The organism is Streptomyces sp. NPDC056222 (assembly GCF_042264065.1).
GTDB lineage: Bacteria > Actinomycetota > Actinomycetes > Streptomycetales > Streptomycetaceae > Streptomyces.
On record NZ_JBHJTL010000102.1, the window covers coordinates 1 to 26,881 of the forward strand.

Sequence of the window (26,881 nt, forward strand, 5' to 3'; positions counted from 1 at the left end):
GTTGATTTTTGGCACGCTGTTGAGTTCTCAAGGAACGGACGCTTCCTTTGTACTCACCCTCTCGGGCTTTCCTCCGGGCTTTTCCCTTCGGTCTTGCGTTTCCGACTCTATCAGATCTTTCCGATCCGATTTCCTCGGTGCTTTCCGACCTCTTCGGTTTCCCGTTTCGGCCTTCCGGCGTTTCCGACTCTATCAGATCCTTTCGGGCCTGATTCCCAGTCAGAGTGGGTTGTCTTTGCGGCTGTTGGGCCGTTCCGACGAGTGAGACTTTAGCGGATTCCTTGCCTCCGACGCTAATCGGGCGGCTCGCGCTCAAACCTTCGAACGCGGATTCCTCATTTCGCAAAAACGCACGGAAAGCACGACGACGCAGCGAAGCATCGTCAGCTGTAGTGGGTCTTGCGGAATGGCTGTCCGGGGCCGACCGGGGTCGGTGCTCACGTCGGACAACTCGGAGAACACTACGGACGGCGCAATCCCATGTCAACCCCGGTCCCCGGGCGTAGCCTCTCCGTATGACTACGCATGCGCGCACGACTCAGTGGTGGGCCGCCTGACGGCGGCCCGCACTCACGCATGCATCAGCGGCCGCCGCCTCGGCGGCCGTTCGCGTATCCCCCTCCGGGAGTGCGGCCGACGGGTCGGCGCACAGGAGAGAGGGAGAACGAACGCGATGAAGCGGATCTTCAGCGGGATCAAGCCCACGGGGCACCTGACGCTGGGCAACTACCTCGGGGCCGTACGACGGTGGGTCGACATCGACCAGCACCGGAGCGACGCGCTGTTCAGCATCGTGGATCTGCACGCCCTGACCGTCGAGCACGATCCGGCGCGGGTTCTACGGCTCAGTCGACAGGCGGCCACGCTGCTGTTGGCGGCCGGCCTGGAGCCGAAGCTCTGCACGGTGTTCGTGCAGAGCCATGTGGACGAGCATGCCCGGCTGTCGTACCTGCTGGAGTGCACCGCCACCGACGGCGAGCTGCGGCGGATGATCCAGTACAAGGAGAAGGGCGCGCGGGCGCGGGCCGCCGGGGAGAGTGTGCGGCTGTCGCTGCTGACGTATCCCGTGCTGATGGCGGCCGACATCCTCGCCTACGGGACCGATGAGGTGCCGGTCGGTGAGGACCAGACGCAGCATGTGGAGCTGACCCGGGATCTGGCGGTGCGGTTCAACCAGCGGTACGGGCATGTGTTCACCGTGCCGAGGGCGACGCATCCGGAGGTGGGGGCGCGGGTCATGGATCTGCAGGACCCGCTCTCGAAGATGGGGAAGTCCCACGAGAACGGCGCCGGCATCGTGTATCTGCTGGATGACGCGGACACGGTGCGGCGGAAGATCATGCGGGCCGTGACCGACAGCGGTCGGGATGTCGTCTACGACCGGGAGGCCGGTCCCGGGGTGGCGAATCTGCTCGATCTGCTGGCCGCTTCGACGGGTGGGAACCCGGAAGCCCTGGCCGGTGTATATGAGTCGTACGGATCTTTGAAGCGGGACACGGCGGACGCGGTGGTCGAGATGCTGCGGCCGGTCCGGGAGCGGCATGCGGAGCTGGCGGCCGATCCCGGGCATGTGGACCGGGTGCTACGGGACGGGGCCGAGCGGGCCCGGGGGATGGCGCGGCCGTTGGTGGATCGCGCCTATCGGGCGATCGGGTTGATGCCGGCCGCCGGGTGACGGAAGGCGTGGCGGTAGTCGCGCGGGCTGGTGGCGAGGTGCGAGGCGAAGTGCTGGCGCATCGTGACCTCGCTGCCGAAGCCCGCGCGGCGGGCGACTTCGGGGAGGGGGTGGTCGGTGAGTTCGAGGAGTTTCTGCGCGGCGGCGATGCGCTGGGTGATGAGCCAGTGGAGAGGGGTGGTTCCTGTGGTGGCCTGGAAGTGGCGGGCGAAGGTCCGTGGCGACATATCCGCGCGGGCGGCCAGGCTCGCGACGGTGTGGGGCTCGTCGAGGTGGGCGAGGGCGTAGGAGCGGACGGCGGCGAGGGCGTCGGCGTCGCGGTCGGCTCGGGGGGTGGGGTGCTCGATGAATTGGGCCTGGGTGCCGGTGCGGAAGGGGGCGGTGACCATCGCTCGGGCGATCGTGGCGGCGGCTTCGGCTCCGTGGGTGGTGCGGACGAGGTGGAGGCAGAGGTCGATGCCGGCGGCGGTGCCGGCCGAGGTCCAGATACCGGAGTCCTCGACGAAGAGGGCGTCGGGCTCGACGGTGATCCGAGGGTGCCGGGCGGCGAGGGTCTGGGCGAGGTGCCAGTGGGTGACGGCGCGGCGGCCGTCGAGGAGTCCGGCCTTGGCCAGGACGAAGGCGCCCGCGCAGAGGGAGGCGACGGGGGTACCCGCGGCATGGGCCCGGCGGAGGGCTTCGAGGACGGCGGGGGGTGTGTCGGCGTCGGGGTCCTCGATGCCGGGGACGAGGACGAGGTCTGCCTGGGCGAGCCAGTCGAGGGGGCGGTCGGGGGTGAGGGTGAGACCGCCGCGGAGGGAGATGGGGGTGGACGGGTCGGCGGCGACGCGGCGGAGTTCGAAGGGAGGGACACCACGGAGGCGGCGTCCGCTGCCCCAGACCTCGGTGATGACCGAGATGTCGAAGGCGCGGATGCCGGGGAAGGAGATCAGGGCGATGCGCTGGGGTTCCGCTGGGGCCGTCGGCATGGGTGGCAGTAAACCATCGATCGTCGGCTTTCTCTCCTCTGGGACGAGGGGTGCGCGGGCGGCAGCATCGTGGGCATGGAGATCGCACAGAACGCAGCGCTGGTTGTCGTCGACGTACAGAAGGGCTTCGAGGAGGAGTTCTGGGGGAAGCGGAACAACCCGGCCGCCGAGGGGAACATCGCGGCACTGATCGATCTGTGGCAGGAGACGGGGCGGCCGGTGGTGTTCGTACGGCACGATTCGCCGGCCGGGTCGCCGTCGCCGCTGCGGCTCGGGCATGTGGGGAACGACTTCAAGGACTTCGTCGAGGAGCGGAGGGGGAAGGGCAGCGGGCGGGAGCTGCTGGTGACGAAGAGCGTGAACTCGGCGTTCTACGGAGAGCCGTCGCTGGACCTGTGGCTGAAGGGGGAGGCCATCGCGCAGATCGTGATCGTCGGGATACAGACGAACATGTGCAACGAGACGACGGCGCGGATGGGCGGGAACCTCGGGTACGACGTGGTGTTTCCGCTGGACGCGATGCACACGTTCGACCTGGAAGGGCCGTTCGGGTGGGCGGCTACGGCGGATGAGCTGACCCGGGCGACGGCGGTGTCGCTGCATGGCGGGCGGTTCGCCCGGGTCGTGTCGACGGAGGACGTGCTGAAGGGCGCGGTGCCCGCGTAGGCCGGGGGCCGGTCAGCCGTTGCCGGAGGCGAGCTCGCGGCTGCGGTCGCGGGCGGCTTCGAGGGCGGCGATGAGGGCGGCCCGTACGCCGTGGTTCTCCAGTTCGCGGATGGCGCTGATGGTGGTGCCGGCGGGGGAGGTGACGGCCTCGCGGAGCTTGACCGGGTGTTCGCCGCTGTCGCGGAGCATCACGGCGGCGCCGATGGCGGCCTGGACGATCAGGTCGTGGGCCTGGGCGCGGGGCAGGCCGAGGAGGATGCCGGCGTCGGTCATGGCCTCGACGAGGAAGTAGAAGTAGGCCGGGCCGGAGCCGGAGAGCGCGGTGGCGGCGTCCTGCTGGGACTCGGGGACGCGCAGTGTCTTGCCGACGCCTCCGAAGATCTCCTCGGCGTGGACGAGGTGCTCGGACGTGGCGTGGCTGCCGCCGGAGATGACGGACATGCCCTCGTCGACGAGGACGGGTGTGTTGGGCATGACGCGGACGACGGGGGTGCCGGCGGTGAGCCGTTCCTCGATGAAGGAGGTGGGGATGCCGGCGGCGGCGCTGATGACGAGGCGGTCGGCGCTGACGTGGGGGGCGAGTTCGTCGAGGAGGCGGCCCATGTCCTGGGGCTTCACGGCGAGGATGAGGGTGTCGGCGCGCTTGGCGGCCTCGGCGTTGGTGACGGGCTCGACGCCGTAGCGGGCACGCAGTTCTTCGGCGCGCTCGGTGCGGCGGGCGGTGACGAGGAGGTTGGCGGGGCGCCAGCCGGCTCGGATCATGCCGCTGAGGAGCGCTTCACCGATCTTGCCGGTGCCGAGGACTGCAACGGTCTGGGTCATGGCTCTGTTCACCTCGCCGGAAGGGGCATGCGCCTGTCCATCTGCGTGGACACTTCGTCCACGTGCAGGAACATCCTCGCACCGCGCGGGTTCGCGCGGTGCGGGCGTCCGAGGGGCGGTCAGGCGGTGCGGCGGCGGAGCGTCGCGGCGCCGAGGGCGAGGACCAGGAGGGCGCAGCCGGCGACGACGAGGGCGTCGACGACGAAGGCGCCGGTGATGTCGGGGTGCCGGAGGACCTCGTTCATGCCGTCGACGGCGTACGACATGGGGAGTGCGTTGGAGATCCCTTCGAGGACGGGCTGCATCTGGTCGCGCGCGATGAAGAGGCCGCAGAGCAGCAGCTGGGGGAAGATCACGGCCGGCATGAACTGGACGGCCTGGAACTCGGAGGCGGCGAAGGCCGAGACGAAGAGGCCGAGCGCGGTGCCGAGGAGGGCGTCGAGCAGGGCGACGAGCAGGAGGAGCCAGGGGGAGCCGACGACGTCGAGGCCGAGGACGCCGAGGGCGAGGCCGGTGGCGAGGGCGGACTGGACGATGGCGAGGAGTCCGAAGGCGAGGGCATAGCCGGCGATGAGGTCGCCTTTGCCCAGGGGCATGGCGAGCAGGCGTTCCAGGGTGCCGGAGGTGCGTTCGCGCAGGGTGGCGATCGAGGTCACGAGGAACATCGTGATCAGCGGAAAGATGCCGAGCAGCGAGGCTCCGATGTTGTCGAAGGTCCGGGGGCTGCCGTCGAAGACGTACCGGAGCAGGAAGAGCATCACGCACGGGACGAGGATCATCAGGGCGATCGAGCGCGGGTCGTGACGCAGTTGCCGCAGGACTCGGGTGGCGGTGGCGAGGGTGCGGGCGGTGCTCATCGCTGGGGCTCCTCGATGGGTCGGGACTCCTGGGCCGGCCGGGGCTCGTCGAGGTGTGCGGCCGCGCGGGCGTTGGCGGCGTCGACGAGGTGGAGGAAGGCCTCTTCGACGGTGGCGGTGTCGTTGCGGCGGCGCAGGGCGTCCGGGGTGTCCTCGGCGAGGATCTCGCCTTCGCGCATGAGGAGCAGCCGGTGGCAGCGCTCGGCCTCGTCCATGACGTGGGAGGAGACGAGGATGGCGGCGCCGCGTTCGTCGGCGATGCGGTGGAAGAGGTTCCACAGGTCGCGGCGGAGGACGGGGTCGAGGCCGACGGTGGGTTCGTCGAGGACGAGGACCTCGGGGGTGCCGAGGAGGGCGACGGCGAGGGAGACGCGGCTGCGCTGGCCGCCGGAGAGCCGGCCGGCGAGTGAGTCGGCGTGCGAGGCGAGGTCGACGTCGTCGATGGCCCGGGCGACGGCGGCGCGGCGGTCTTCGCGGTGGGCGCGGCCGGGGAGGAGGACGGCGGCGAAGTAGTCGAGGTTCTGGCGGACGGTGAGGTCGTCGTAGACGGACGGCGCCTGGGTGACGTAGCCGATGCGGGAGCGCAGGGCGGCGTCGCCGGCCGGGCGGCCGAGGACCTGGAGGGTGCCGGTGACGTTGGCCTGGGTGCCGACGATCGCACGCATCAGGGTGGATTTTCCGCAGCCGGATGGGCCGAGGAGGCCGGTGATCCGGCCGACCGGGACGGTGAAGTCGAGGCCGCGCAGGACGGTGCGGTCGCCCCGTACGGCGGTGAGGCCGTGCGCGACGACGGCCGGCTGCGTGACCTCGCCGGAGTAATTCATCATGCGATGAATATTGCGCGTGGGGGTCCGGTCGTCAAGCGCTGGGGGCGGTTGGAACGGGGTGGGTCGGCCTTCTGCGCGCGGCGGGGGCTGGCGGGTCTCGGCGGATGCGGCTGACGAGGGTCGGCGGAAACGCACAGGACGCCCGGCGGGGCCGGGCGTCCTGGAGGGCGTTGCCTGTGTCGGTGTACGGGGTACGGGCCGGCGTGCGGGTACGGGTACGGCGGGGTACGAGTAGGTGCCGGCTACTTGCCCTTGCGCTTCTTGCGGGCCGCCGGGTTGCCCGCGCGGGCGCCGCGCCGCTTCTCGTACTGGGTGCGGGCCGTCTCGTACTCCGTGCGGCGCAGCTGCTCGCCCGGTGCCTCGACGAAGCAGCGGAAGAAGTACGCGAGGAGCGAGCCGACGAAGCCGATCATCTTCAAGCTGCGCAGGGAGTCCTCGCGGGCCGGGTCGGCGGGGCGGCGGACGAAGCCCTCCCAGGTCTTACGGAAGGCGATGGCGCTGCAGATCGCGAACATGACGACCACGAGGAGGTTCAGGATTCCCCCGACCTCGGCGATCGCAAGCCCCTCGTAGGCGAAGCGCAGCACGAAGCAGCCCGCCGCGGCGGCGACGAGCGCACCGACGGCGAGCCCGGCACGGCGCAGCCCGTAGTTGCCGCTGTGGTCGACCCACGTCGTCCCGAAGAATCGGATCTCCTCGGGCCGCGGGCCGGCGGGGGTACCGCCGGCCGCGCCCTTGGCGGCGGTGCTGGGCTTGGCGGTCTGGTCTTCGTCGCTCACGAGGTCGATTATCCCTGGGGCGGCGACGGGACGGGGCGGCGGCGGGGGTGGGGGTCAGCCGCAGCGCTTGGCGACGTAGCCGTCCCGGCTGGTGTTCACATAGGCGTCCGCGACGTACTCGCCGCTCGCGATGTTGTCCCAGATGTTGGAGGTGCCGTACGGGCCGGTGACGGTCTCGCCGGGCTTCTGACAGTAGATCGGCACACTCACACCGATGGTCAGCACCCGCACGATCGGGTACTGGGTCCCCGGCCCGGAGCGCACATTGACGCGGTAGCCGGGCGCGACCGGGTAGCGCGCCACACTCGTCGCGGCCGTGGCGCTCGCGGCATACCCGGTGGCCGTCGTCCCGGACGCGGCCGTGGCACTGCCCGCCGTGGTGAGCGTCAGCGCCAGGGCGGCGACGGCACCGCCGAGGGCGAGGACGGCATTCCTGCGCATGGTCATGTCGCTTGTCCCCTCAGCCGCAGCGCTTGGCGACGTAGCCGTCGCTGCCGGTCTTCACATACGCGTCGGAGATGAACTCGCCCGACGCGATGTTGTCCCAGATGTTCGTGGTGCCGTACGGGCCGGAGATCCATTCACCCGGGGTCTGGCAGTAGATCGGCACCCGGACGTCCAGGGCCAGCGTCCGCACGATGCGGTACTGCGTACCCGGCCCGGAGCGCACGTTCACGCGGTAGCCCGGGGCGATCGGGTAGCGCACGACGCTCATCGTGGACACCCCGTCCAGCTCCGCGGCCGTGGCCGCTTCCTTCGTCTCGTCAACACCCATGGTGTCCTCCCCCGTTGGCGCAAAGCGCTCCGCTGCGATTCACTCTCTGCGACGCGCAGGCTAGCAAGCCCCACCGACATCAAGGGCGCCATGGACTAGGCTCCGTGCGTCGCGCACGCGCGCGGCCTCAACGGGGAACCACACGGGGGTTGGCTATGCCGCCGTTGCGCAGGACCGGTGCCGACCGGGATGCGGAAGAACCTGAGTACGCGGGCGGCTACCGTCTCCAGGCATGTCTCGGCGCGGGTGGCATGGGTGTCGTCCATCTGGCCACCTCCGCCTCCGGGCTACGGCTCGCGGTCAAGGTGGTGCACGGACAGTACGCGGAGGACCCGGAGTTCAGGGCCCGTTTCCGCCAGGAGGTGGCCGCCGCGCGCCGGGTCAGCGGCGCCTTCACCGCACCCGTCGTGGACGCCGACCCCGACGCCGTACGTCCCTGGATGGCGACCCTCTACGTCCCCGGTCCCACCCTCGCCGACCAGGTGAAGCGGAACGGCCCGCTGTCTCCCGCCGAACTGCGCCGACTGACCGCCGGACTCGCCGAGGCACTGCGCGACATCCACCGGGCCGGCGTCGTCCACCGCGACCTCAAGCCCAGCAACGTCCTGCTCACCGACACCGGACCGAAGGTCATCGACTTCGGCATCTCCCGGCCGGTGGACAGCGATCTGCACACGGAGACCGGGAAGTTGATCGGGTCGCCGCCGTTCATGGCACCCGAGCAGTTCCAGCGGCCCCGCGAGGTCGGCCCGGCGGCGGACGTCTTCGCGCTCGGCTCCGTGCTCGTCCACGCGGCCACGGGGCACGGACCGTTCGACTCCGACAGCCCGTACATCGTCGCGTACCAGGTCGTCCACGACGATCCGGATCTGACGGGGGTTCCGGACGAGCTCGCTCCCCTCGTCGCGCGCTGCCTCGCCAAGGAGCCGGCGGATCGCCCGACCCCGGCCGAGATCATGGCTGCGCTGCTGCCGCCCTCGTACGAGGCGGCGGCGTTCATACCCGCCCAGCGGCGGCCCCCTACCCTGCCCGAACCCGCGCCCGGGCCGTCGGGGTCCTGGGACGCGGACACGCCCGTGCGGGTGCCGGCGCCGCGCGCCCGTCGACGGCTTCGACCGTCGGTCGTGGTCGCCTCCGCGCTCGCCGTCCTCGCGGCCGGTGGGGCGTTCGTGGCACTGAGCGCCGGTGCCGAGGGAGACCCCCGGCCCGGGCAGGGACCGGCCCGGGCGGCCGCCGCCTTCGAGGGCTGGCAGACCGTGCTGCAGAAGGACGGCGCCCTGGCCACCCCGGCCTGCACCCCCACGGCCGACGCCCTCTACTGCTCCGTACGGGGCGTGGCGCTCACGCGGCTCGACCCCGCGACCGGCCGAGTGCTCTGGTCACGCTCCGGAGCAGTCGGAGAGCCCGCCCCACCCCCGGTGCCCTCCGGCGGCCTGCTCGGCGCCGTCGCCGCCGACGGGACCCTGCGGACCTTCACCGCGGACGAAGGCGCTCCGGCCTGGGACACCGGCGCCGCCGCCCGCCAGGAAGGTGCCAACCCGGCCGGGGACACCCTGCTCTTCCCGACCTCCTCCGCGGCGGTCAGGGCCGTCGACGGTGCCACCGGGAAGCAGCTTTGGAAGCACTCCCTCCGCGGCTTTACCGCACCCCGATTCGGCCCGTACGACAAGACGTCGGGCCTCGTGCCCGTCTTCGAGAGCGCCGGCGGCTCCACCCGTACATCGCTCGGCGCCCTCAGGCCGACCGACGGCACGATCGTCTGGCAGCGGCGGCTCGCGGGCGATCTCGTGCCCGTGGGCGCGGGCGGGAACGGCGTAGTGTTCCTGCGCTCGTCGAACGCCGACTCGCAGACCGACGCGGTCGTCCGCTACAACCCCACCGACGGCTCCGTCCGCCGAACCGCTCTCCCCTACCCCCTCGACAATCCCAGGATCGCCGTCCACGGCGACACCGCCTACCTCCTCGACTCCGCCGGCCGGCTCATCGCGCTCGACACCGCCGCCGGCCCCGCCGGGCGCGTGGTCTGGGAGTTGGAGACCGCCGCCGGTAACGTCTCCGCCCCTGTGCTCGCGCCCGGTGGGCGGCTCTACCTCTCCGCGGCCGATGGGCGGCTCATCGCCGTCGACACCGTGCGCGGTGCGCTCATCGGGCAGACGAAGCCTCGGCTCGGGGATGGCAGGCTCGGGTACGCGACCACGGTGCCCGCGCCCGTCGTGGCCGGGGAGAAGGTGTTCGGGAGCGCGCCCGACGGGTCCGTGTTCGCGGTGGACGGGCGGGATCCGGCAGGGTGGTGACGTCGGGTCAGCCGCAGTGCTCCCACGGGCTCGTGTACGTGTACTCCCCCACGCCCGCCTCTATCATCCCGCCCCAGCGCACGCACTTCCCGGCCGCGGAGGCGCGTACCGGGCCCGCGTACGAGCTGTAGGTGCGCTGGTCCTTCTTGGTTGTCGAGCCCTGGACGGTGAGCCAGGCGCCGGTCGGGAGGGCGAAGCCCGCGGTGGCGGGGGCGTGCATGGTGACGACGCAGTTGTTGCCGTTGGACGCGTTGTGGAGCAGGTGGATGCGGGCGAGGACGGTCGACGAGTTCTGCAGGGTCCTCGAGTCGATCTGGACGTAACCCGATCCGCAGATCTCGGCCGGGGTCGCCGCGCTCGCCGGGGTGGTGCTCAGGGCCGCGAGGGCGGCGACGGCGGTCGCGACGACGGCGGTACGGCGTACGGAGGCACGCATACGACTCCCCAATCGTGAGCATGACAATCATGAACGGGAAGTCGTGATCGTAGCGCACACGCACGAACGCGGGGAGTGAGCGTCTCCGCCCACTCCCCGCGTCCCTGATGCCTTGGAGCGATGCCTCGGAACCGCGTCGGCTCAGTACAGCTTCGACACGTCGCGCACCGCGCCCTTGTCCGCGCTCGTCGCCATCGCCGCGTACGCCCGCAGTGCCGCCGAGACCTTCCGCTGCCTGTTCTTCGGGGCGTAGACCCCGCCCAGCGCCTCACGGCGGGCCGCCAGCGTGGCGTCGTCGACCAGCAGCTCGATCGAGCGGCTCGGGATGTCGATACGGATCCGGTCGCCGTCCTCGACCAGGGCGATCGTGCCGCCCGACGCGGCCTCCGGCGAGGCGTGGCCGATCGACAGGCCCGACGTACCGCCGGAGAAGCGGCCGTCCGTCACCAGCGCGCAGGTCTTGCCCAGGCCCCGGCCCTTGAGGAAGGAGGTCGGGTACAGCATCTCCTGCATGCCCGGGCCGCCCCGCGGGCCCTCGTAGCGGATGACGACCACGTCGCCGTCCTTGACCTGCTTGTTGAGGATCTTCTCGACGGCCTCGTCCTGCGACTCGCAGACGACCGCCGGGCCCTCGAAGGTCCAGATCGACTCGTCGACGCCGGCCGTCTTCACGACACAGCCGTCCACGGCCAGGTTGCCGCGCAGGACCGCGAGTCCGCCGTCCTTCGAGTACGCGTGGGCCGCGTCGCGGATGCAGCCGCCGGCCGCGTCGGTGTCCAGGGAGTCCCAGCGCTCGGACTGGGAGAAGGCGGTCGCGGAGCGGACACAGCCGGGCGCCGCGTGCCACAGCTCGACGGCCTCCTCCGACGGGGAGCCGCCGCGCACGTCCCAGGTCTCCAGCCACTCCTTGATGGAGCGGGAGTGGACGGTGTGGACGTCCTCGTTGAGCAGACCGGCGCGGTACAGCTCGCCGAGGATGGCGGGGATGCCGCCGGCGCGGTGCACGTCCTCCATGTAGTACGTGCCGCCGGGCGCCACGTTCGGCGCGACCTTGGCCAGGCACGGCACACGGCGCGAGACGGCGTCCATGTCGGTCAGGCCGTAGTCCAGCTCGGCTTCCTGGGCGGCGGCGAGCAGGTGCAGGATCGTGTTGGTCGAGCCGCCCATGGCGATGTCCAGGGCCATGGCGTTCTCGAAGGCCGCCCGGGTCGCGATCGAGCGCGGCAGGACGGAGTCGTCGTCCTCGTCGTAGTAACGACGGGTGATGTCGACGACCGTGCGGGCCGCGTTCTCGTACAGGGCCTTGCGGGCCGTGTGGGTGGCGAGGACCGAGCCGTTGCCGGGCAGCGAGAGGCCGATGGCCTCGGTCAGGCAGTTCATCGAGTTGGCGGTGAACATGCCGGAACAGGAGCCACAGGTCGGACAGGCGTTCTCCTCGATACGGAGGATGTCCTCGTCCGAGATCTTGTCGTTGACGGCGTCGGAGATCGCGTCGACCAGGTCGAGCGTACGGACCGTGCCGTCGACCAGCGTGGCCTTGCCGGACTCCATCGGACCGCCGGAGACGAAGACCGTCGGGATGTTGAGGCGCAGCGCGGCGTTCAGCATGCCGGGGGTGATCTTGTCGCAGTTGGAGATGCAGATCAGGGCGTCGGCGCAGTGCGCCTCGACCATGTACTCCACGCTGTCCGCGATCAGGTCGCGGGAGGGCAGGGAGTACAGCATTCCGCCGTGGCCCATCGCGATGCCGTCGTCGACGGCGATCGTGTTGAACTCGCGCGGGATGGCCCCGGCCGCCGTGATGGCCTCGGAGACGATCCGGCCGACCGGCTGCAGGTGGGTGTGGCCGGGGACGAACTCCGTGAAGGAGTTGGCGACCGCGATGATCGGCTTACGGCCGATGTCCGCGCCCGGTACACCGGAGGCGCGCATAAGGGCGCGTGCGCCCGCCATGTTGCGGCCGTGGGTGACTGTGCGGGACCTCAGCTCGGGCATCGTCGCTCGCTCCTCAGTAATGGGTGTGCTTGCTGTCGAGCGTACGCCGACGGACCAAGATCTGGACAGCGCGTCCGTATGCCGGACGGCATGTTCAGCTTTCGGTCAGGATGCGGGTCGGGGCGCCGGTCAGGACTCCGTGAGGTAGCGCTGGAGGGTCGGGGCCACCATCTCCACGATCTTCTCCGGGTCGGCGGTCGCGAGCGGCTCGACCTGGATGACGTACCGCAGGATCGCGATCCCGATCATGTGGGAGGCCGCCAGCTCCGCGCGGAACTTCGGGTCCGGCACGTCGAGGTCGGCCGCGATCCGCTCCAGGAGCCGGCGCAGCACGAAGCCGCGCAGCACCTTCGCCGCCGCTTCGTGGGTCAGCGCGGAGCGGATGATCGCGAGCAGCGGGGCGCGGGAGACGGGGTTCTCCCAGACGCCGATGAAGAAGCGCGCCAGCCGCTCGCCGATGGCGTCGCGCGGCCCCTCGATGATCGCCGGGACGACGGCCGTGGGCTCGAAGGAGACCTCGATGGCGGCTGCGAACACCTCGTCCTTCGTGCCGAAGTAGTGGTGCACGAGCGCCGCGTCGACATCGGCCGCCTTGGCGATGCCGCGCACGGAGGTCTTGTCGTAGCCGCGTTCGGCGAACTGCGCGCGGGCCGCGTCCAGGATGCGTTCGCGCGCACCCGGACCGCTCTCCTCCTCGGTACGCGACGGACGGCCGCGACGGCGCGGGGCCGAACCGGTCATGAGCGGGGCGCCCGGGACGACGGCCTGGCCGCCGAGGCCAGGTGCAGCCGGGTGAAGGCGAGGGCTTCCGCGAGGTCGGCCTCTCGTTCGGCGGCGGACATCGCCCGCCGGGTGTTGACCTCGATGACGACATGGCCGTCGAAGCCGGTGTGCGCGAGGCGTTCGAGGACTTCGGCGCAGGGCTGGGTGCCGCGCCCCGGGACCAGGTGCTCGTCCTTCGCCGAGCCCCTGCCGTCGGCCAGGTGGACGTGGCCGAGGCGTTCGCCCATGCGGTCGATCATGGCGAGGGCGTCCGTGCGGGCGGTGGCGGTGTGCGAGAGGTCGACCGTGAAGTGCCGGTAGTCGTCCTTGGTGACGTCCCACTCGGGGGCGTACGCGAGCATCTCGCGGTCCTTGTACCGCCAGGGGTACATGTTCTCGACGGCGAACCGGACGTCCGTCTCGTTGGCCATCCGCCAGATGCCGGTGACGAAGTCACGGGCGTACTGGCGCTGCCAGCGGAACGGCGGGTGCACGACCACCGTGGACGCGCCGAGCTTCTCGGCGGCCGCCTGGGCGCGCTGGAGCTTGACCCAGGGATCCGTGGACCAGACGCGCTGGGTGATGAGCAGACAGGGCGCGTGGACGGCGAGGATCGGGACCTGGTGATAGTCCGAGAGGCGGCGCAGTGCCTCGATGTCCTGGCTGACGGGGTCGGTCCACACCATGACCTCGACGCCGTCGTAGCCGAGGCGCGCGGCGATCTCGAAGGCCGTCGCCGTCGACTCCGGATAGACCGAGGCCGTCGACAGGGCGACCTTCGCATCCGGGATGCGCACCACAGGTTCTGCCACGAAGGACAGGGTACGGGGCGGGGCAGGCCCGGGGGAGGTGGCTCCGGTCACGTGGGGGCGCGGGGCGCGAAGCGGGCGGGCCCACGCGCGCGTGGGGGAGCGCGGGACCTCACGCGCGCGTGGGGACCCGGTCCCGGGGGCCGGGGGACGGGGGCCGGGGGCCGGGGGCCGGGGGCCGGGGGACGTCAGCTTGCGTGGGACCCGGCCCGGGTGCCCCGCGGGGAAGGCAGGCTTGCGTGGGCCCGGCCCCGCCCCCGGCTGGGCGTATGGGGACAGGGACCGGTCCCCGGCACACCGCGTACGGGACCCGGTCGCGCGCGTGGTCCCGGTCCCCCGGCACGCGCGCGTGCGTCCGTTGTGGGGCGGGCCGGGCAGCGCACCCGTAAGCGCTACTCCTCCGGCAGGTGGTCCAGGCGGCGCAGGATCACGCCCTCGCGGAGCGCCCAGGGGCAGATCTCCAGTTCGTCCACGCCGAAGAGGTCCATCGCCCCCTCGGCCACCAGCGCCCCCGCGAGCAGCTGCGGTGCGCGGCCCTCCGAGACGCCCGGGAGGCCGGCGCGCTGGTCCGCCGTCATGGCGGAGAGCTTGGGGACCCACTCCTCCAGGGAGGAGCGGGTCAGGACGCGCCGAAGGTAGAGCCCCTTCTCGGAGCCGGGCGAGCCGGCGATCCGGGCGAGCTGTTTGAAGGTCTTGGACGTGGCCACGACATGGTCGGGCCTGCCGAAGCGGCTGAATTCCCCGACCGTACGGGCGATCTGGGCGCGCGCGTGGCGGCGCAGCGCCCGTACGTCCGCCGCGTCGGGCGGGTCGCCCGGCAGCCAGCCGGACGTCAGCCGCCCCGCGCCCAGCGGCAGCGAGACCGCCGCGTCCGGCTCCTCGTCGATGCCGTACGCGATCTCCAGCGAGCCGCCCCCGATGTCGAGGAGGAGCAGCTTGCCCGCGGACCAGCCGAACCAGCGGCGGGCCGCCAGGAACGTGAGCCGGGCCTCCTCCTCGCCGGTGAGGACCTGGAGGTCGATGCCGGTCTCACGCTTCACCCGTTCCAGGACGGCGTCGGCGTTCGTCGCCTCGCGCACCGCGGAGGTCGCGAACGGCAGCACCTCCTCGCAGCCCTTGTCCTCGGCGGCCTGGATCGCTCCCTGGACGGTCGCGATGAGCCGCTCGACGCCGTCGGGCGCGATGGCACCCCCTTGGTCGAGGAGCTCCGCCAGCCGCAGCTCCGCCTTGTGGGAGTGGGCGGGCAGCGGGCGGGCGCCGGGGTGGGCGTCCACCACCAGCAGGTGCACTGTGTTCGAACCGACGTCGAGGACTCCGAGTCTCATGGACGGAACGCTACTGCTCCCACCCGCATACGCTTGTCGTGTGCCAAAGACGAAAAAGGCGAAGCCGGGCAAAGACAGCGCTGCCAAGGCTCAGAAGACCTCCAAGAAGCCGAGCGGCGCTGCAGGCCTGGGCGAACCCGACGAGAAGGGCATCGACTTCGCGCGTGCCTGGGTCGAGTTCCCCGACCCCGCCGACGACGAGCAGGTCTTCCGCTGCGACCTGACCTGGCTCACCTCGCGCTGGACGTGCATCTTCGGCAGCGGCTGCCAGGGCATCCAGGCGGGCCGCGCCGACGACGGCTGCTGCACGCTGGGCGCCCACTTCTCCGACGAGGACGACGAGAAGCGGGTCGCCTCGCACGTGGACCGGCTCACGCCCGAGCTGTGGCAGTTCCACGACGTCGGCACGGAGACGGGCTGGACGCAGGTCGACGAGGACGGCGACCGGCAGACCCGCCGCTGGCAGGGTTCCTGCATCTTCCAGAACCGCCCCGGCTTCGCGGGCGGCGCCGGCTGTTCGCTGCACATCCTCGCCCTCAAGGAGGGCAAGGAGCCGCTGGAGACCAAGCCGGACGTCTGCTGGCAGCTGCCGGTGCGGCGCACGTACGACTGGATCGAGCGGCCCGACGACACGAAGATCCTCCAGGTGTCGATCGGCGAGTACGACCGGCGCGGCTGGGGCCCGGGCGGCCACGACCTGCACTGGTGGTGCACCTCGGCGACCTCCGCGCACGGGGCCGGGGAACCGGTCTACGTGACGTACCGGCCCGAGCTGACGGAGCTGATGGGCAAGGCGGCGTACGAGGTGCTGGTGGAGCTGTGCGAGGCCCGGCTGGCCTCCCAGCTGCCGCTGGTGGCGCCGCACCCGGCGGACCCGGTGAAGCGGTAGAGAACGCAGGGAACGCGGGTGGCGAGCGGATCACCGACCCGGGCCACCCGGGCGCCCGACCCGATCGCCGAGCCGGGCGCCGTGGGACTACGACGCCGGAGGCGAGTCCGAGCCGCTCGGCGTTCCCGGGTCCGTCGACGGTGAAGGCTCGTCCGTAGGGGTCGGGTCCGTCGTCGGCGGGGGTTCCTCGGTCGTCGGCGGAGGGGTCGTCGGCTCCGTCGTGGGCGGAGGCGTCGTCGGCTCCGTGGTCGGCGGAGGGGTCGTCGGGTCCGTCGTCGGCGGAGGCTCCTCCGTCGTCGGGGGCGGCGAGGTGTCCGCCCCGCGGCCGTTGATCCGTACCACCGCGCCCGAGGGGTTGACCCCGACCCGAGCGGACCACGCGCCTGCGGGCTCGCGCGCCCGGTCAACAGCGATCCGGACCGTCACCGACTCGCCGGGGCGCAGGGTGCCGGACGCCTGGCTCACGTACAGCCAGGGCGCGTCCGTCCAGAGCGACCAGTCGACGGGCGAGCCGCCGGACGCCGTGAGGGTGAGCATCGTCGTGTCCCCGTTGCCGTGCGCCGCGACCGTGATCCGGCCGGGGCCCGACTGTCCGGGCAGGGTGGGTCCCACAGGCCCGCCGGGGCTGATCACCTCGACCGAGACGTCCGGGGAGCGGCTGCCCTGGGTGAAGCGGGGGTCGGCGGTGGTCTGGGCGTTGCCCGCGTTCTCGTAGCGGTCGTACGGGGTGCCGTCGAGGCTCGTCGGTTCGTCCGCCTCGTGCGCGGTGACCGGGGCGCCCGCGCGGTCGCCGTCCCCCATGAGGGGACCGCCTCGGTACGAGGCCCACAGGGCGAGCACGGGGGCCGCGACCACCGCGGCCACCACGGTGGTGGTCACGGCGCGGGCCCGCATCCGGTCGCGGCGCGCCGCGTGGTCCTTCGGGTCCATCGGGAAACCGGTCGGGCCGAAGCGCGGGGCACCGGCACGCGCGCGTGGGACGTGCCGCATCGCCACGTACGCGGCCGCCCTCGGCGCCTCGACCAGCGGGAGTCTGGCCGGGGTGACCGCCGCCGCGCCGGGCCACGGGCCACCCGCGCCCGCCCGCTCGGCGGCCCGGCGACAGCGCGGACAGTCGTCGACATGGCGGACGAGTTCGGCGCGCAGGGCCGCGGAGAGCAGTACCTGGTGGTCGCCGGTGAGCCGGGCGACGGTGGGGCAGTTGCCGGTCTCGACGACCGCGAGCGCGGCCCGGGTCCGCTCGACCTCGCAGGCGGCGGAGGAGAGCAGCTCCCGGGCGGCGAGGGCGTCGAGAGAGAGCACGGCGGCGACTTCGCGGTGGCCGAGACCGTGCCGGACGGCGAGCTCCAGGGCCTCGCGCTGCTCCGGGGTGGTGCCGGCCGCCTCGGGCCAGGCGAGCTGGGCCAGTTCCGCGCGCCGGCGCTCGGCGACCTCCTCGGAGACCGGGGGTGGCTCGGGCTCGGTGACGACGGGACGGCCGGTGTGCGCGCCCTGTCGCTTGCGGCGCTGTTCCCCGAGGCTGCGCAGACAGGCCCAGCGGGCCAGGGCGTAGAGCCAGGCCTTGCGCCCTTCCGCGTCGGACGGGCAGCGGCCGTGGTGGCGTTCGGCGACAGCGAGGACGTCGCCGAGGACGGCGGTCGCGGTGTCGTGGTCGCAGAGCACGGAGAGGCAGTAGGTGAACAGGCCGTCCAGTTGGGCCTCGTAGCGCGCGGGCGGGTGCTGGCCGAGGGTGCGCGGGCTTTCGGGCACCCGCCGGTGCGCCCGGTGTGCGCCGGTGGTGTGTGTGGAGGGTTCCAGCCTGCTGCTCGTCACTGGGCGACCGTAGGCGGGTCTGGGCAGGGTCTTCGTACCGGTTGAACACTTTTAATCCGTACGGGTGAAGGTATCCCTCAAAAGGGGACAGGAATGCGACATTCCCCCGCCGGGCTCCCGTCGCGGGGTCGGCGGTCTCCGGGCTCGGCACCCGCTGTCAGTGCGGCCCGCTACGGTTCGGTGCATGGCTGCCCGTACGAAATCCGCCAAGGACAGGCCGTCCTACCGCTGCACCGAGTGCGGCTGGACGACCGCCAAATGGCTCGGCCGATGCCCCGAGTGCCAGGCCTGGGGGACGGTCGAGGAGTACGGCGCGCCCGCCGTCCGCACGACCGCCGCCGGCCGGGTCTCCACCGCCGCGCTGCCCATCGGCCAGGTCGACGGCCGGCAGGCCACGGCGCGCTCGACCGGCGTCGACGAACTGGACCGGGTCCTCGGCGGGGGTCTCGTGCCCGGAGCGGTCGTGCTGCTCGCCGGTGAGCCCGGCGTCGGCAAGTCCACGCTGCTCCTGGACGTCGCCGCGAAGGCCGCGAGCGACGAGCACCGCACGCTGTACGTCACGGGCGAGGAGTCCGCGAGCCAGGTCCGGCTGCGGGCCGACCGGATCAACGCGCTGAACGACCATCTGTATCTGGCGGCCGAGACCGACCTGTCCGCCGTCCTCGGCCACCTCGACGCGGTCAAGCCCTCGCTGCTGATCATGGACTCGGTGCAGACCGTCGCCTCCCCCGAGATCGACGGCGCCCCCGGCGGCATGGCGCAGGTGCGTGAGGTCGCCGGCGCGCTGATCCGGGCCTCCAAGGAGCGGGGCATGTCCACGCTGCTCGTCGGCCACGTCACCAAGGACGGCGCGATCGCCGGCCCGCGCCTCCTCGAGCACCTGGTCGACGTCGTCCTGAGCTTCGAGGGCGACCGGCACGCGCGCCTGCGGCTGGTCCGCGGTGTGAAGAACCGGTACGGGGCGACGGACGAGGTCGGCTGCTTCGAGCTGCACGACGAGGGGATCACGGGCCTGGCCGACCCCTCCGGACTGTTCCTGACCCGCCGCGACGTCGCCGTGCCGGGCACCTGTCTGACCGTCACCCTGGAGGGCCGCCGGCCGCTGGTGGCCGAGGTCCAGGCGCTGACGGTCGACTCCCAGATCCCGTCCCCCCGCCGGACCACGTCCGGTCTGGAGACCTCCCGGGTCTCGATGATGCTGGCCGTCCTGGAGCAGCGCGGCCGGATCACCGCGCTCGGCAAGCGGGACATCTACTCGGCGACGGTGGGCGGTGTGAAGCTCTCCGAGCCCGCCGCCGACCTGGCGATCGCGCTCGCGCTCGCCTCCGCCGCCAGTGACACCCCGCTGCCGAAGAACCTGGTCGCGATCGGCGAGGTCGGGCTCGCGGGCGAGGTCCGCCGGGTCACGGGCGTGCAGCGGCGGCTGGCCGAGGCGCACCGGCTCGGGTTCACCCACGCCCTGGTCCCCACGGACCCGGGGAAGGTGCCGGCGGGCATGAAGGTGACGGAGGTCGCGAACATGGGCGACGCCCTGCGCGTGCTCCCGCGCAGCCGCCGAGCGGCCGCTCCCAAGGGCGAGGACGGGTAGCGCACGGGGCGCGGACGGGCGGTCCCCGAGGGCGGGGGCGGGGCGAGAAGGAGGTGTGATCCGGCGCGCGGCGGAGGGCCGCGGGGCGGTGTCGCTAGACTTTGCCCTGGTCTCGCCCATCCGTACGAGCCGGAGGAGTGCAGTGGCAGCCAAGGACGGGAACGAAGCGCTGATGCGCGCGGCCCTCAGCGCGGTCGCTCCCGGCACCGCACTGCGCGACGGTCTCGAGCGCGTTCTGCGTGGCAACACCGGCGGTCTGATCGTGCTCGGCATGGACAAGACGGTGGACTCGATGTGCACCGGCGGCTTCGTGCTGGACGTGGAGTTCACCGCGACACGGCTGCGCGAACTGTGCAAGCTCGACGGCGGGCTCGTCCTCGACAAGGACATCTCCAAGATCCACCGGGCCGGTGTCCAGCTGGTTCCGGACGCCTCCATCCACACCGAGGAGACCGGCACCCGCCACCGCACCGCGGACCGGGTCTCCAAGCAGTGCAACTTCCCGGTCGTCTCCGTCTCCCAGTCGATGCGGCTCATCGCGATCTACGTGAACGGTGAGCGCCGCGTCCTGGAGGAGTCGGCCGCGATCCTCTCGCGCGCCAACCAGGCGCTCGCGACCCTGGAGCGGTACAAGCTCCGTCTCGACGAGGTCGCCGGCACGCTCTCCGCCCTGGAGATCGAGGACCTGGTGACCGTTCGCGACGTCACGGCCGTCGCGCAGCGCCTGGAGATGGTCCGCAGGATCGCCACCGAGATCGCCGAGTACGTCGTCGAGCTCGGCACCGACGGCCGGCTCCTCTCGCTCCAGCTCGACGAACTGATCGCGGGCGTGGAGCCCGAGCGCGAGCTCGTCATCCGCGACTACGTGCCCGAGCCCACTGCCAAGCGCTCCCGTACGGTCGCCGAGGCGCTCACCGAGCTCAACGCGCTCACCCACGCCGAGCTCCTCGAACTGCCCATCGTGGCGCGAGCCCTGGGCTACAGCGGCTCCCCCGAGACCCTCGACTCCGCGGTCTCCCCGCGCGGCTACCGGCTTCTCGCCAAGGTCCCGCGGCTGCCCGGCGCGATCATCGAGCGGCTCGTGGAGCACTTCGGCGGGCTCCAGAAGCTTCTCGCGGCCAGCGTCGACGACCTCCAGACCGTCGACGGGGTCGGCGAGGCCCGGGCGCGCAGCGTCCGCGAGGGCCTGTCCCGGCTCGCGGAGTCCTCGATCCTGGAGCGGTACGTCTAGCCGCACCCGCAGACGTGGAGAGGGGCCGTACGGAGATTCCCGTACGGCCCCTTTCTCGTGTCTCTGTCAGTCCTTGGCCAGCGTGAACGACGCCGGAAGGACCTTCACTCCCGGCATCGCCGCCTCCACGAGGTACGTCCCCGGTCCCACCGGGCCCGCCGGGGCGGTGGCGCACTGCGGGGCGCTCCGGCCGCGGTCCCAGTCCACGGTGTGCGTGATCGTCGAGCGCGCCGGGATCCGGAGCAGCACGCCGCCGGCCTGACGGGGGCAGTCCTGGGACGACCAGATGTCGTCGTCCTTGTCGTTGCTGATCGTCAGGACCGCGTTCTTCGGCCCGAAATCGGCCTTGCAGTCGACGGCCGAGGTGTTCTTGGCTTCCAGGTGGAAGCGGGGCTTCTCGCCCGGTGCGTACGAGACCTTGGCGCTGCGGAGGGTCAACTGCAGCGCTCCGGGTGCGCAGTTCGGCAGCGGAGAATTGGCCGGAACCTGCTGCCCCGCGCCCGTACCCGCGCCGCCGTCGCCGCCCGCTCCGTCCGTGTCCCCGTTCTTGCCGCCGGCCTCGGAGCCCGCGTCCGCGCCGCCGGCGCCACCGGAACCGGCGTCACCTCCGTCGCCACCGGAGTTCTCACCCGAGTCGCCCGACTCGTCCCGTCCGCCCGGCTGTTCACTGATTGCAGGACCGGAACCGGAAGGTCCGGGAGTGATCGAGGGCGCGGGAGAAGAGCCGTTGGCGGCGTCGTTCGCCTTCTTCCCGCCGCCTCCGCCGGAGGTGACGGCCCAGAGGGCGATCAGCGCGAGAAGTGCGACCAGGCACAGCGCGACCGCCCTCCGTCGCCAGTAGATGGAGGAGGGAAGCGGCCCGACCGGATTGCGCAGTGATCCCACGGCACGAACCTTACGAGAGATCGGCGCCAACTCCCGCCCCACCCGCCGCCCCAGGCACCAAGTTTTGCCGATGATCACATCCGGAACGTCGGAATGCCCCCGCTCACCCCCACTTTCGTCGGGGGTCGTTGTGGCCCTTCGGCACGGGCGCCGGACATCGGGCGCCGGTTAGCGTCCTGATCATGGACAACCTCTCCGACCTCACCGACGACCTCTATCTCGACGTCACGGACTTCGCCCACTCCACCCCGCACTGGTTCCAACAGCTCGCCGAGGTGTGGACCGAGGCCGGGCTGCTGCTCTTCGGCGTGCTGTTCGTGGCCGGATGGTGGCGGGCCAGGTCCGGGGCGAGCGATGCGATGGCGCTCGCGCTGCTCGCCCCCCTCGCGACCGCGTTCGGCTATGTGGTGAGCGAGGCACTCAAGTCGCTGGTGGACGAGGAGCGTCCGTGCCGGGCTGTCGCGGGCGCGCCCGCCTCGCTCGTCCCGTGCCCGCCGACCGGCGACTGGTCCTTCCCCAGCAACCATGCCGCCATCGCGGGCGCGGCGGCGGTCGCGCTCGCGCTGGCGTGGCGCGGGCTCGTGTGGCTGACCGTGCCGATGGCCCTGCTCATGGCGTTCTCCCGGGTCTTCGTCGGTGTCCACTACCCGCACGACGTGACGGTCGGGCTGCTGCTCGGGGGCGCCGTCGCGTTCCTCGCCGTCAAGGCGGCGACCCGCCCGGTTCGGGCGCTGGTGGAGACGGGCCGGTCGAGCCTCACCGGCGCGGTGGTGTGGTGCGCGGGGCGCGGGCCGCGCCCGCGCGCCTCCACGCGCCCCGAGGGCGTGCGCCACGGCGCGCGCTGAACGTGCCAGGATCGGGGGTGCCATGACTTCCACCGATGTCTCCATCCCCGTGTTCGACGACGCCCCCGCCCCGGCCCCGGCCGAGCTGCACGGGCCCGTCCTCGCCTGGTTCGACCGGCACGCCCGCGACCTGCCCTGGCGCCGCCCCGAGGCGGGGGCGTGGGGCGTGATGGTCAGCGAATTCATGCTCCAGCAGACCCCGGTCGTACGGGTGCTTCCGGTGTACGAGCAGTGGCTCGCGCGCTGGCCGCGCCCCGCCGACCTCGCGGCCGACGCGCCCGGCGAGGCCGTGCGCGCCTGGGGCAGGCTCGGCTACCCGCGGCGTGCGCTGCGCCTGCACGCGACGGCCGTGGCCATAACGGAGCGGCACGGCGGCGACGTACCGAGCGAGCACGCCGCGCTGCTCGCGCTGCCCGGGATCGGGGAGTACACGGCGGCGGCGGTGGCCTCGTTCGCGTACGGGCAGCGGCATCCGGTGCTCGACACCAATGTCCGCCGGGTGTTCGCCCGGGCCGCCTCGGGCGTGCAGTACCCGCCGAACGCCACGACCGCCGCCGAGCGGCGGCTCGCGCGGGCGCTGCTGCCGGAGGACGAGGAGACGGCGGCCCGCTGGGCGGCCGCCTCGATGGAGCTGGGCGCGCTGGTCTGCACGGCGAAGAACGAGGACTGCGGGCGCTGCCCGATCGCCGCAAGCTGCGTCTGGCGGATGTCGGGGAAGCCGGCCCACGACGGGCCGGCGCGGCGCGGTCAGACGTACGCGGGCACGGACCGGCAGGTCCGCGGCCGGCTGCTCGCCGTGCTCCGGGAGGCGGTGGGCGCCGTGCCGCAGTCCGCCATGGACGCGGTCTGGGACGAGCCGGTGCAGCGGGCCCGTGCGCTGGACGGCCTGGTCGCCGACGGCCTGGTCGAGCCTCTCGAGGGCGGCTTGTACCGCCTGCCGCAGTCCTGACCGACCTGCCCGAAGCCCCGAGCCCGACCCATCGGCGCCCTGGGAGTCCCGAACCCGGCCCGCCACGGTCCGGACCGCCCCGCACGCGGTCCTGAGCCGAATCGGACCTCCTACCCATCCCCGGCCCCTGTTACACAACCGATGGGCAGCCGTGCATCCTCCGACGGCTGCCCCGGACAGCCTCGTGACAACTGCTCCGTAACTTCGTCGACGTAAGCCAAACAGGCTGGTCACGGGGATCGGAGGCGGTTCAGATGTCGCACGGAGAGGTGCTCGACTTCGAGGAGTACGTCCGCACTCGGCAGGACGCGCTGCTGCGCAGCGCCCGCCGTCTCGTCCCCGACCCGGTCGACGCGCAGGACCTCCTGCAGACGGCGCTGGTGCGGACGTACGGCCGCTGGGACGGCATCGCCGACAAGTCGCTCGCCGACGCGTATCTGCGCCGGGTCATGATCAACACGCGCACCGAGTGGTGGCGGGCCCGCAAGCTCGACGAGGTCCCCACCGAGCAGCTGCCCGACGCCTCCGTCGACGACGCCACCGAGCAGCACGCCGACCGCGCCCTGCTCATGGACATCCTCAAGGTCCTCGCGCCGAAGCAGCGCAGTGTGGTCGTCCTGCGGCACTGGGAGCAGATGAGCACGGAGGAGACCGCGGCAGCGCTCGGCATGTCGACGGGTACGGTGAAGTCCACGCTCCACCGCGCACTGGCCCGACTGCGTCAGGAACTGGAGAGCCGTGGCGTCGACGACGCCCGTGCTCTGGAGCGGTCGACCGTACGACCCGACGAACGGGGGCAGCACCGGTGCGCGGCCTAGGCGCCAGACACGACGGCGACGACGACGGGCCCTGCAGCCCCCGGCGTCGCCGGATCATCCGGGCGACGAGTACCACGGCACTGGCCGGGCTCGTCGCCATCGGGCTGTTCATGACCGCGTGTTCCACCGGCGGTACGGGCTCACGCGACGAGGGCGCCGCCCGCGCCGACGAGGCGGGATCGGCCGTACCGGCACCGTCCCCCTCGGCGTCCTCCGGGCAGATGCCCGCCAAGCGCGTCGACCCGATCGCGCTCATCAAGGCCGATCCGAAGATCGGCGAGCGTCTGAAGGCCGATCTGAAGCCGTGCGTCGCCGACGCGTACCCGGTGGACACCTCCTACGGGAATCTGACCGGCGGAACCGCGCCCGATGTCGTCGTCAACGTGATGACCTGCGGCGATGCCGTCGGTATCGGCACGTACGTGTACCGCGAGGAGAGCGGCGAGTACAAGAACGTGTTCATGGCGGAGGACGCCGCCGTCTACGCGACGATCGACCGGGGCGACCTCGTCGTGACCAAGCAGGTGTACGCCAAGGGCGACCCGGTCGCCTATCCCTCGGGCGAGGACGTGATCACGTACCGCTGGGCGGGGAGCAAGTTCAGCCAGCACGACTGGGTGCACAACGACTACAGCCGCGCGGTCGGCGACGGAGGCATCGACGGCCCCCCGACCGTCGAGCCGAGCGGCAACTGAACCAGACTGCACCGCCTCCGAGCGGAACCTGAAGGAACGGAAGGCAGGAAGGCGCACGATGGCCGAGACCCATGTGCTGTTCGTCGAGGACGACGACGTCATCCGTGAAGCCACCCAGCTCGCACTGGAGCGGGACGGCTTCACGGTGACCGCCATGCCCGACGGGCTGTCCGGGCTCGAGGCGTTCCGGGCGGACCGGCCGGACATCGCGCTGCTCGACGTGATGCTGCCGGGCATGGACGGCGTCAGTCTCTGCCGCCGGATCCGTGACGAGTCGACCGTGCCCGTGATCATGCTGTCCGCGCGCGCCGACTCCATCGACGTCGTCCTCGGCCTGGAGGCCGGGGCCGACGACTATGTGACCAAGCCCTTCGACGGTGCCGTGCTCGTGGCCCGGATCCGCGCCGTGCTGCGTCGTTTCGGGCACGCCGGCGGCCCGGCGGGCGGTGATGCGGGGCGCGCCGACGCGCCCGAGGGCGGGGTGCTGGTCTTCGGCGACCTGGAGGTCGACACCGAGGGCATGGAGGTCCGCAAGGGCGGGGCGCCGGTCGGGCTGACCCCGACGGAGATGCGTCTGCTGCTCGAGTTCTCGTCCGCGCCGGGCACGGTCCTGTCCCGGGACAAGCTCCTGGAACGGGTCTGGGACTACGGCTGGGGCGGCGACACCCGGGTGGTGGACGTCCATGTCCAGCGACTGCGCACCAAGATCGGCCAGGACCGGATCGAGACGGTCCGCGGCTTCGGCTACAAGCTCAAGGGATGAAGCGGGTCAGCGGGGATGAAGCAGGTCAGCCGGTGAAGCGGGTCGACAGATGAGGCCGCTCGCCCTCCGTACGGGGGTCCGCTGGAAGATCGCCGTCGCCATCGCGGCCGTGGGCGCGCTGATCGCGGTCACCCTCAGCCTCGTCGTCCACAACTCCGCGCGGGTCTCGATGCTCGACAACGCGCGCGAGGTGCAGATGGAGCGGCTCCTCTTCGCGCAGCGGATGTACGAGAGCTCCAAGCCGAAGGAGCCCCGCTTCGGCACCAAGATCAACGACCCGATGCTGCCGCCGCAGCTGGACCAGCTCATGCGGGACCAGCGGCGCGGTACGTACGTACAGGAGCACCGGCACGGCGGTCCGCCCGACGTCTGGGCGGCGGTGCCGCTGGCCAACGGGGACGTGCTGTCGCTGCACATCCCGTTCGCCGACCGCTCCACGGCGATCATGAAGGATCTCGACCGGGCCCTGGTCATCGGCTCGGTGTCGGTGGTGTTCGGCGGTTGCGCGCTCGGCGTGCTCATAGGCGGCCAGCTCTCGCGCCGGCTGCGGAAGGCCGCCGCGGCGGCAGGCAAGGTCGCGCAGGGCAACACGGACGTACGGGTGCGCAAGGCGATCGGTGGAATAGTCCGCGACGAGACCGACGAGCTCGCCCGCGCGGTGGACGCCCTGACCGACGCCCTGCAGGAGCGGATCGAGGCCGAGCGCCGGGTCACCGCCGACATCGCGCACGAGCTGCGGACCCCGGTGACCGGTCTGCTCACGGCGGCGGAGCTGCTGCCGCCGGGACGCCCCAGCGAGCTCGTACGGGACCGGGCGCAGGCCATGCGGACCCTGGTCGAGGACGTGCTCGAGGTCGCCCGGCTCGACAGCGCGTCGGAGCGTGCCGAGCTCCAGGAGATCGCGCTCGGGGAGTTCGTGGAGCGGCGGGTGCGGGCGCTCGACCCGGAGGCGGTCGTGCACGTCGTCCACGAGTCGTGGGTGAACACCGACCCGCGCCGGCTGGAGCGGATCCTGGGCAACCTCCTCGCGAACGCGGCGAAGCACGGCAAGCCGCCGGTCGAGGTGACGGTCGAGGGCAGGGTCGTACGGGTCCGGGACCACGGCCCCGGCTTCCCCGAGGCGCTGCTCCGCGAGGGCCCGAGCCGCTTCCGTACCGGCGCGAGCGACCGCGCGGGCCAGGGCCACGGGCTGGGGCTGACGATCGCGGCGGGGCAGGCACGGGTCCTCGGGGCCCGGCTGACGTTCCGGAACGCGGCGCCCGAGGGCACGCCGGAGGGGGCGGGCGGGTCGATCGCGGTGCTCTGGCTCCCGGACCACGCTCCGACGAACACCGGCAGCTTCCCGATGATCAAGTTCGCTGACTAGGGCGACGCCGTATGCGAGAGGGGCCCGACACACCAGGTGTGCCGGGCCCC

26 protein-coding genes are annotated in these 26,881 nt (G+C 72.1%); 12 read left to right on the forward strand and 14 right to left on the reverse strand.

Annotated features, from left to right (window positions below; translation table 11 throughout):
• Window positions 1-673 precede the first annotated feature (673 nt).
• On the forward strand, window positions 674-1,675 hold the full coding sequence (gene trpS / locus ACFC0D_RS32295) for a tryptophan--tRNA ligase (protein ID WP_376443724.1): 1,002 nt from the start codon (window positions 674-676) through the stop codon (window positions 1,673-1,675).
• On the opposite strand, the gene ACFC0D_RS32300 is transcribed toward trpS, so the two are convergent.
• Window positions 1,639-2,643: a GlxA family transcriptional regulator gene (locus ACFC0D_RS32300; protein WP_376443727.1), complete on the reverse strand. Its 1,005-nt coding sequence runs from the start codon at window positions 2,641-2,643 to the stop codon at window positions 1,639-1,641. The two genes, trpS and ACFC0D_RS32300, sit on opposite strands and share 37 nt — an antisense overlap.
• A gap of 75 nt (window positions 2,644-2,718) precedes the next feature.
• Between ACFC0D_RS32300 and ACFC0D_RS32305 the strand changes: the two genes are divergently transcribed.
• Window positions 2,719-3,309 carry a cysteine hydrolase family protein gene (locus ACFC0D_RS32305; RefSeq protein ID WP_376443729.1) on the forward strand — a complete coding sequence of 197 codons (591 nt, stop codon included), beginning with the start codon at window positions 2,719-2,721 and terminating at the stop codon, window positions 3,307-3,309.
• 12 nt (window positions 3,310-3,321) lie between these two features.
• Here ACFC0D_RS32305 and proC read toward each other — a convergent pair whose 3' ends face one another.
• The 6 genes from proC to ACFC0D_RS32335 all read right to left on the reverse strand — a co-directional run bounded on the left by proC (window position 3,322) and on the right by ACFC0D_RS32335 (window position 7,369).
• Window positions 3,322-4,131: a pyrroline-5-carboxylate reductase gene (proC, locus tag ACFC0D_RS32310; protein ID WP_329119232.1), complete on the reverse strand. Its 810-nt coding sequence runs from the start codon at window positions 4,129-4,131 to the stop codon at window positions 3,322-3,324.
• A gap of 119 nt (window positions 4,132-4,250) precedes the next feature.
• Window positions 4,251-4,988, reverse strand: a complete 738-nt coding sequence (locus ACFC0D_RS32315) for an ABC transporter permease (RefSeq protein ID WP_376443733.1) — start codon at window positions 4,986-4,988, stop codon at window positions 4,251-4,253.
• Complete coding sequence (locus tag ACFC0D_RS32320) at window positions 4,985-5,815, reverse strand: ABC transporter ATP-binding protein (protein ID WP_376443736.1); 831 nt, start codon at window positions 5,813-5,815, stop codon at window positions 4,985-4,987. Before ACFC0D_RS32320 ends, ACFC0D_RS32315 begins: the two co-directional genes overlap by 4 nt.
• Window positions 5,816-6,057: 242 nt before the next feature.
• Window positions 6,058-6,594: a hypothetical protein gene (locus tag ACFC0D_RS32325; RefSeq protein WP_376443739.1), complete on the reverse strand. Its 537-nt coding sequence runs from the start codon at window positions 6,592-6,594 to the stop codon at window positions 6,058-6,060.
• Window positions 6,595-6,648: 54 nt separating this feature from the next.
• Window positions 6,649-7,041 (reverse strand): SH3 domain-containing protein, encoded by a 393-nt coding sequence (locus ACFC0D_RS32330; RefSeq protein WP_376443741.1) that lies wholly within the window; start codon window positions 7,039-7,041, stop codon window positions 6,649-6,651.
• A gap of 13 nt (window positions 7,042-7,054) precedes the next feature.
• Complete coding sequence (locus ACFC0D_RS32335) at window positions 7,055-7,369, reverse strand: SH3 domain-containing protein (protein WP_376443744.1); 315 nt, start codon at window positions 7,367-7,369, stop codon at window positions 7,055-7,057.
• 155 nt (window positions 7,370-7,524) lie between these two features.
• Between ACFC0D_RS32335 and ACFC0D_RS32340 the strand changes: the two genes are divergently transcribed.
• Entirely contained in the window at window positions 7,525-9,663 is a 2,139-nt protein-coding gene (locus ACFC0D_RS32340; RefSeq protein WP_376443747.1) for a PQQ-binding-like beta-propeller repeat protein, read from the forward strand.
• A gap of 7 nt (window positions 9,664-9,670) precedes the next feature.
• Here ACFC0D_RS32340 and ACFC0D_RS32345 read toward each other — a convergent pair whose 3' ends face one another.
• The 5 genes from ACFC0D_RS32345 to ACFC0D_RS32365 all read right to left on the reverse strand — a co-directional run bounded on the left by ACFC0D_RS32345 (window position 9,671) and on the right by ACFC0D_RS32365 (window position 14,990).
• Entirely contained in the window at window positions 9,671-10,099 is a 429-nt protein-coding gene (locus ACFC0D_RS32345) for an acetyltransferase (protein ID WP_376443750.1), read from the reverse strand.
• Window positions 10,100-10,240: 141 nt separating this feature from the next.
• Window positions 10,241-12,094 carry a dihydroxy-acid dehydratase gene (gene ilvD / locus ACFC0D_RS32350; protein ID WP_376443752.1) on the reverse strand — a complete coding sequence of 618 codons (1,854 nt, stop codon included), beginning with the start codon at window positions 12,092-12,094 and terminating at the stop codon, window positions 10,241-10,243.
• A gap of 129 nt (window positions 12,095-12,223) precedes the next feature.
• Window positions 12,224-12,835 carry a TetR family transcriptional regulator gene (locus ACFC0D_RS32355; RefSeq protein WP_376443755.1) on the reverse strand — a complete coding sequence of 204 codons (612 nt, stop codon included), beginning with the start codon at window positions 12,833-12,835 and terminating at the stop codon, window positions 12,224-12,226.
• Entirely contained in the window at window positions 12,832-13,668 is an 837-nt protein-coding gene (locus tag ACFC0D_RS32360; protein WP_376443757.1) for a sugar phosphate isomerase/epimerase family protein, read from the reverse strand. Before ACFC0D_RS32360 ends, ACFC0D_RS32355 begins: the two co-directional genes overlap by 4 nt.
• Window positions 13,669-14,057: 389 nt before the next feature.
• Window positions 14,058-14,990, reverse strand: a complete 933-nt coding sequence (locus tag ACFC0D_RS32365) for a Ppx/GppA family phosphatase (RefSeq protein WP_376443760.1) — start codon at window positions 14,988-14,990, stop codon at window positions 14,058-14,060.
• 40 nt (window positions 14,991-15,030) lie between these two features.
• Between ACFC0D_RS32365 and ACFC0D_RS32370 the strand changes: the two genes are divergently transcribed.
• Window positions 15,031-15,879, forward strand: coding sequence for a hypothetical protein (locus ACFC0D_RS32370; RefSeq protein WP_376443763.1), 849 nt, complete (start codon window positions 15,031-15,033; stop codon window positions 15,877-15,879).
• 87 nt (window positions 15,880-15,966) lie between these two features.
• Here the strand turns inward: ACFC0D_RS32370 and ACFC0D_RS32375 are convergent, their stop codons facing one another.
• Window positions 15,967-17,691 carry a hypothetical protein gene (locus ACFC0D_RS32375; RefSeq protein WP_376443767.1) on the reverse strand — a complete coding sequence of 575 codons (1,725 nt, stop codon included), beginning with the start codon at window positions 17,689-17,691 and terminating at the stop codon, window positions 15,967-15,969.
• A gap of 184 nt (window positions 17,692-17,875) precedes the next feature.
• Between ACFC0D_RS32375 and radA the strand changes: the two genes are divergently transcribed.
• Complete coding sequence (gene radA / locus ACFC0D_RS32380) at window positions 17,876-19,279, forward strand: DNA repair protein RadA (RefSeq protein WP_376443769.1); 1,404 nt, start codon at window positions 17,876-17,878, stop codon at window positions 19,277-19,279.
• A gap of 172 nt (window positions 19,280-19,451) precedes the next feature.
• A complete protein-coding gene (gene disA / locus ACFC0D_RS32385; RefSeq protein WP_376443788.1) occupies window positions 19,452-20,510 on the forward strand; it encodes a DNA integrity scanning diadenylate cyclase DisA in 1,059 nt (352 codons plus the stop codon).
• A 66-nt stretch (window positions 20,511-20,576) separates the two neighbouring features.
• On the opposite strand, the gene ACFC0D_RS32390 is transcribed toward disA, so the two are convergent.
• On the reverse strand, window positions 20,577-21,395 hold the full coding sequence (locus tag ACFC0D_RS32390) for a hypothetical protein (RefSeq protein WP_376443772.1): 819 nt from the start codon (window positions 21,393-21,395) through the stop codon (window positions 20,577-20,579).
• Window positions 21,396-21,577: 182 nt separating this feature from the next.
• On the opposite strand from ACFC0D_RS32390, the gene ACFC0D_RS32395 reads away from it, so the two are divergent.
• The 6 genes from ACFC0D_RS32395 (at window position 21,578) to cseC (ending at window position 26,831) form a co-directional block, all read left to right on the forward strand.
• Window positions 21,578-22,240 carry a phosphatase PAP2 family protein gene (locus tag ACFC0D_RS32395; RefSeq protein ID WP_376443774.1) on the forward strand — a complete coding sequence of 221 codons (663 nt, stop codon included), beginning with the start codon at window positions 21,578-21,580 and terminating at the stop codon, window positions 22,238-22,240.
• A gap of 22 nt (window positions 22,241-22,262) precedes the next feature.
• Window positions 22,263-23,189, forward strand: a complete 927-nt coding sequence (locus tag ACFC0D_RS32400) for an A/G-specific adenine glycosylase (protein ID WP_376443777.1) — start codon at window positions 22,263-22,265, stop codon at window positions 23,187-23,189.
• 254 nt (window positions 23,190-23,443) lie between these two features.
• Window positions 23,444-24,007 (forward strand): SigE family RNA polymerase sigma factor, encoded by a 564-nt coding sequence (locus ACFC0D_RS32405; RefSeq protein ID WP_329119198.1) that lies wholly within the window; start codon window positions 23,444-23,446, stop codon window positions 24,005-24,007.
• Entirely contained in the window at window positions 23,995-24,702 is a 708-nt protein-coding gene (locus ACFC0D_RS32410; RefSeq protein ID WP_376443781.1) for a hypothetical protein, read from the forward strand. Before ACFC0D_RS32405 ends, ACFC0D_RS32410 begins: the two co-directional genes overlap by 13 nt.
• A 58-nt stretch (window positions 24,703-24,760) precedes the next feature.
• Window positions 24,761-25,465, forward strand: coding sequence for a two-component system response regulator CseB (cseB, locus tag ACFC0D_RS32415; protein ID WP_376443783.1), 705 nt, complete (start codon window positions 24,761-24,763; stop codon window positions 25,463-25,465).
• A 49-nt stretch (window positions 25,466-25,514) separates the two neighbouring features.
• Window positions 25,515-26,831: a two-component system sensor histidine kinase CseC gene (gene cseC / locus ACFC0D_RS32420; protein ID WP_376443785.1), complete on the forward strand. Its 1,317-nt coding sequence runs from the start codon at window positions 25,515-25,517 to the stop codon at window positions 26,829-26,831.
• Window positions 26,832-26,881: the final 50 nt, after the last annotated feature.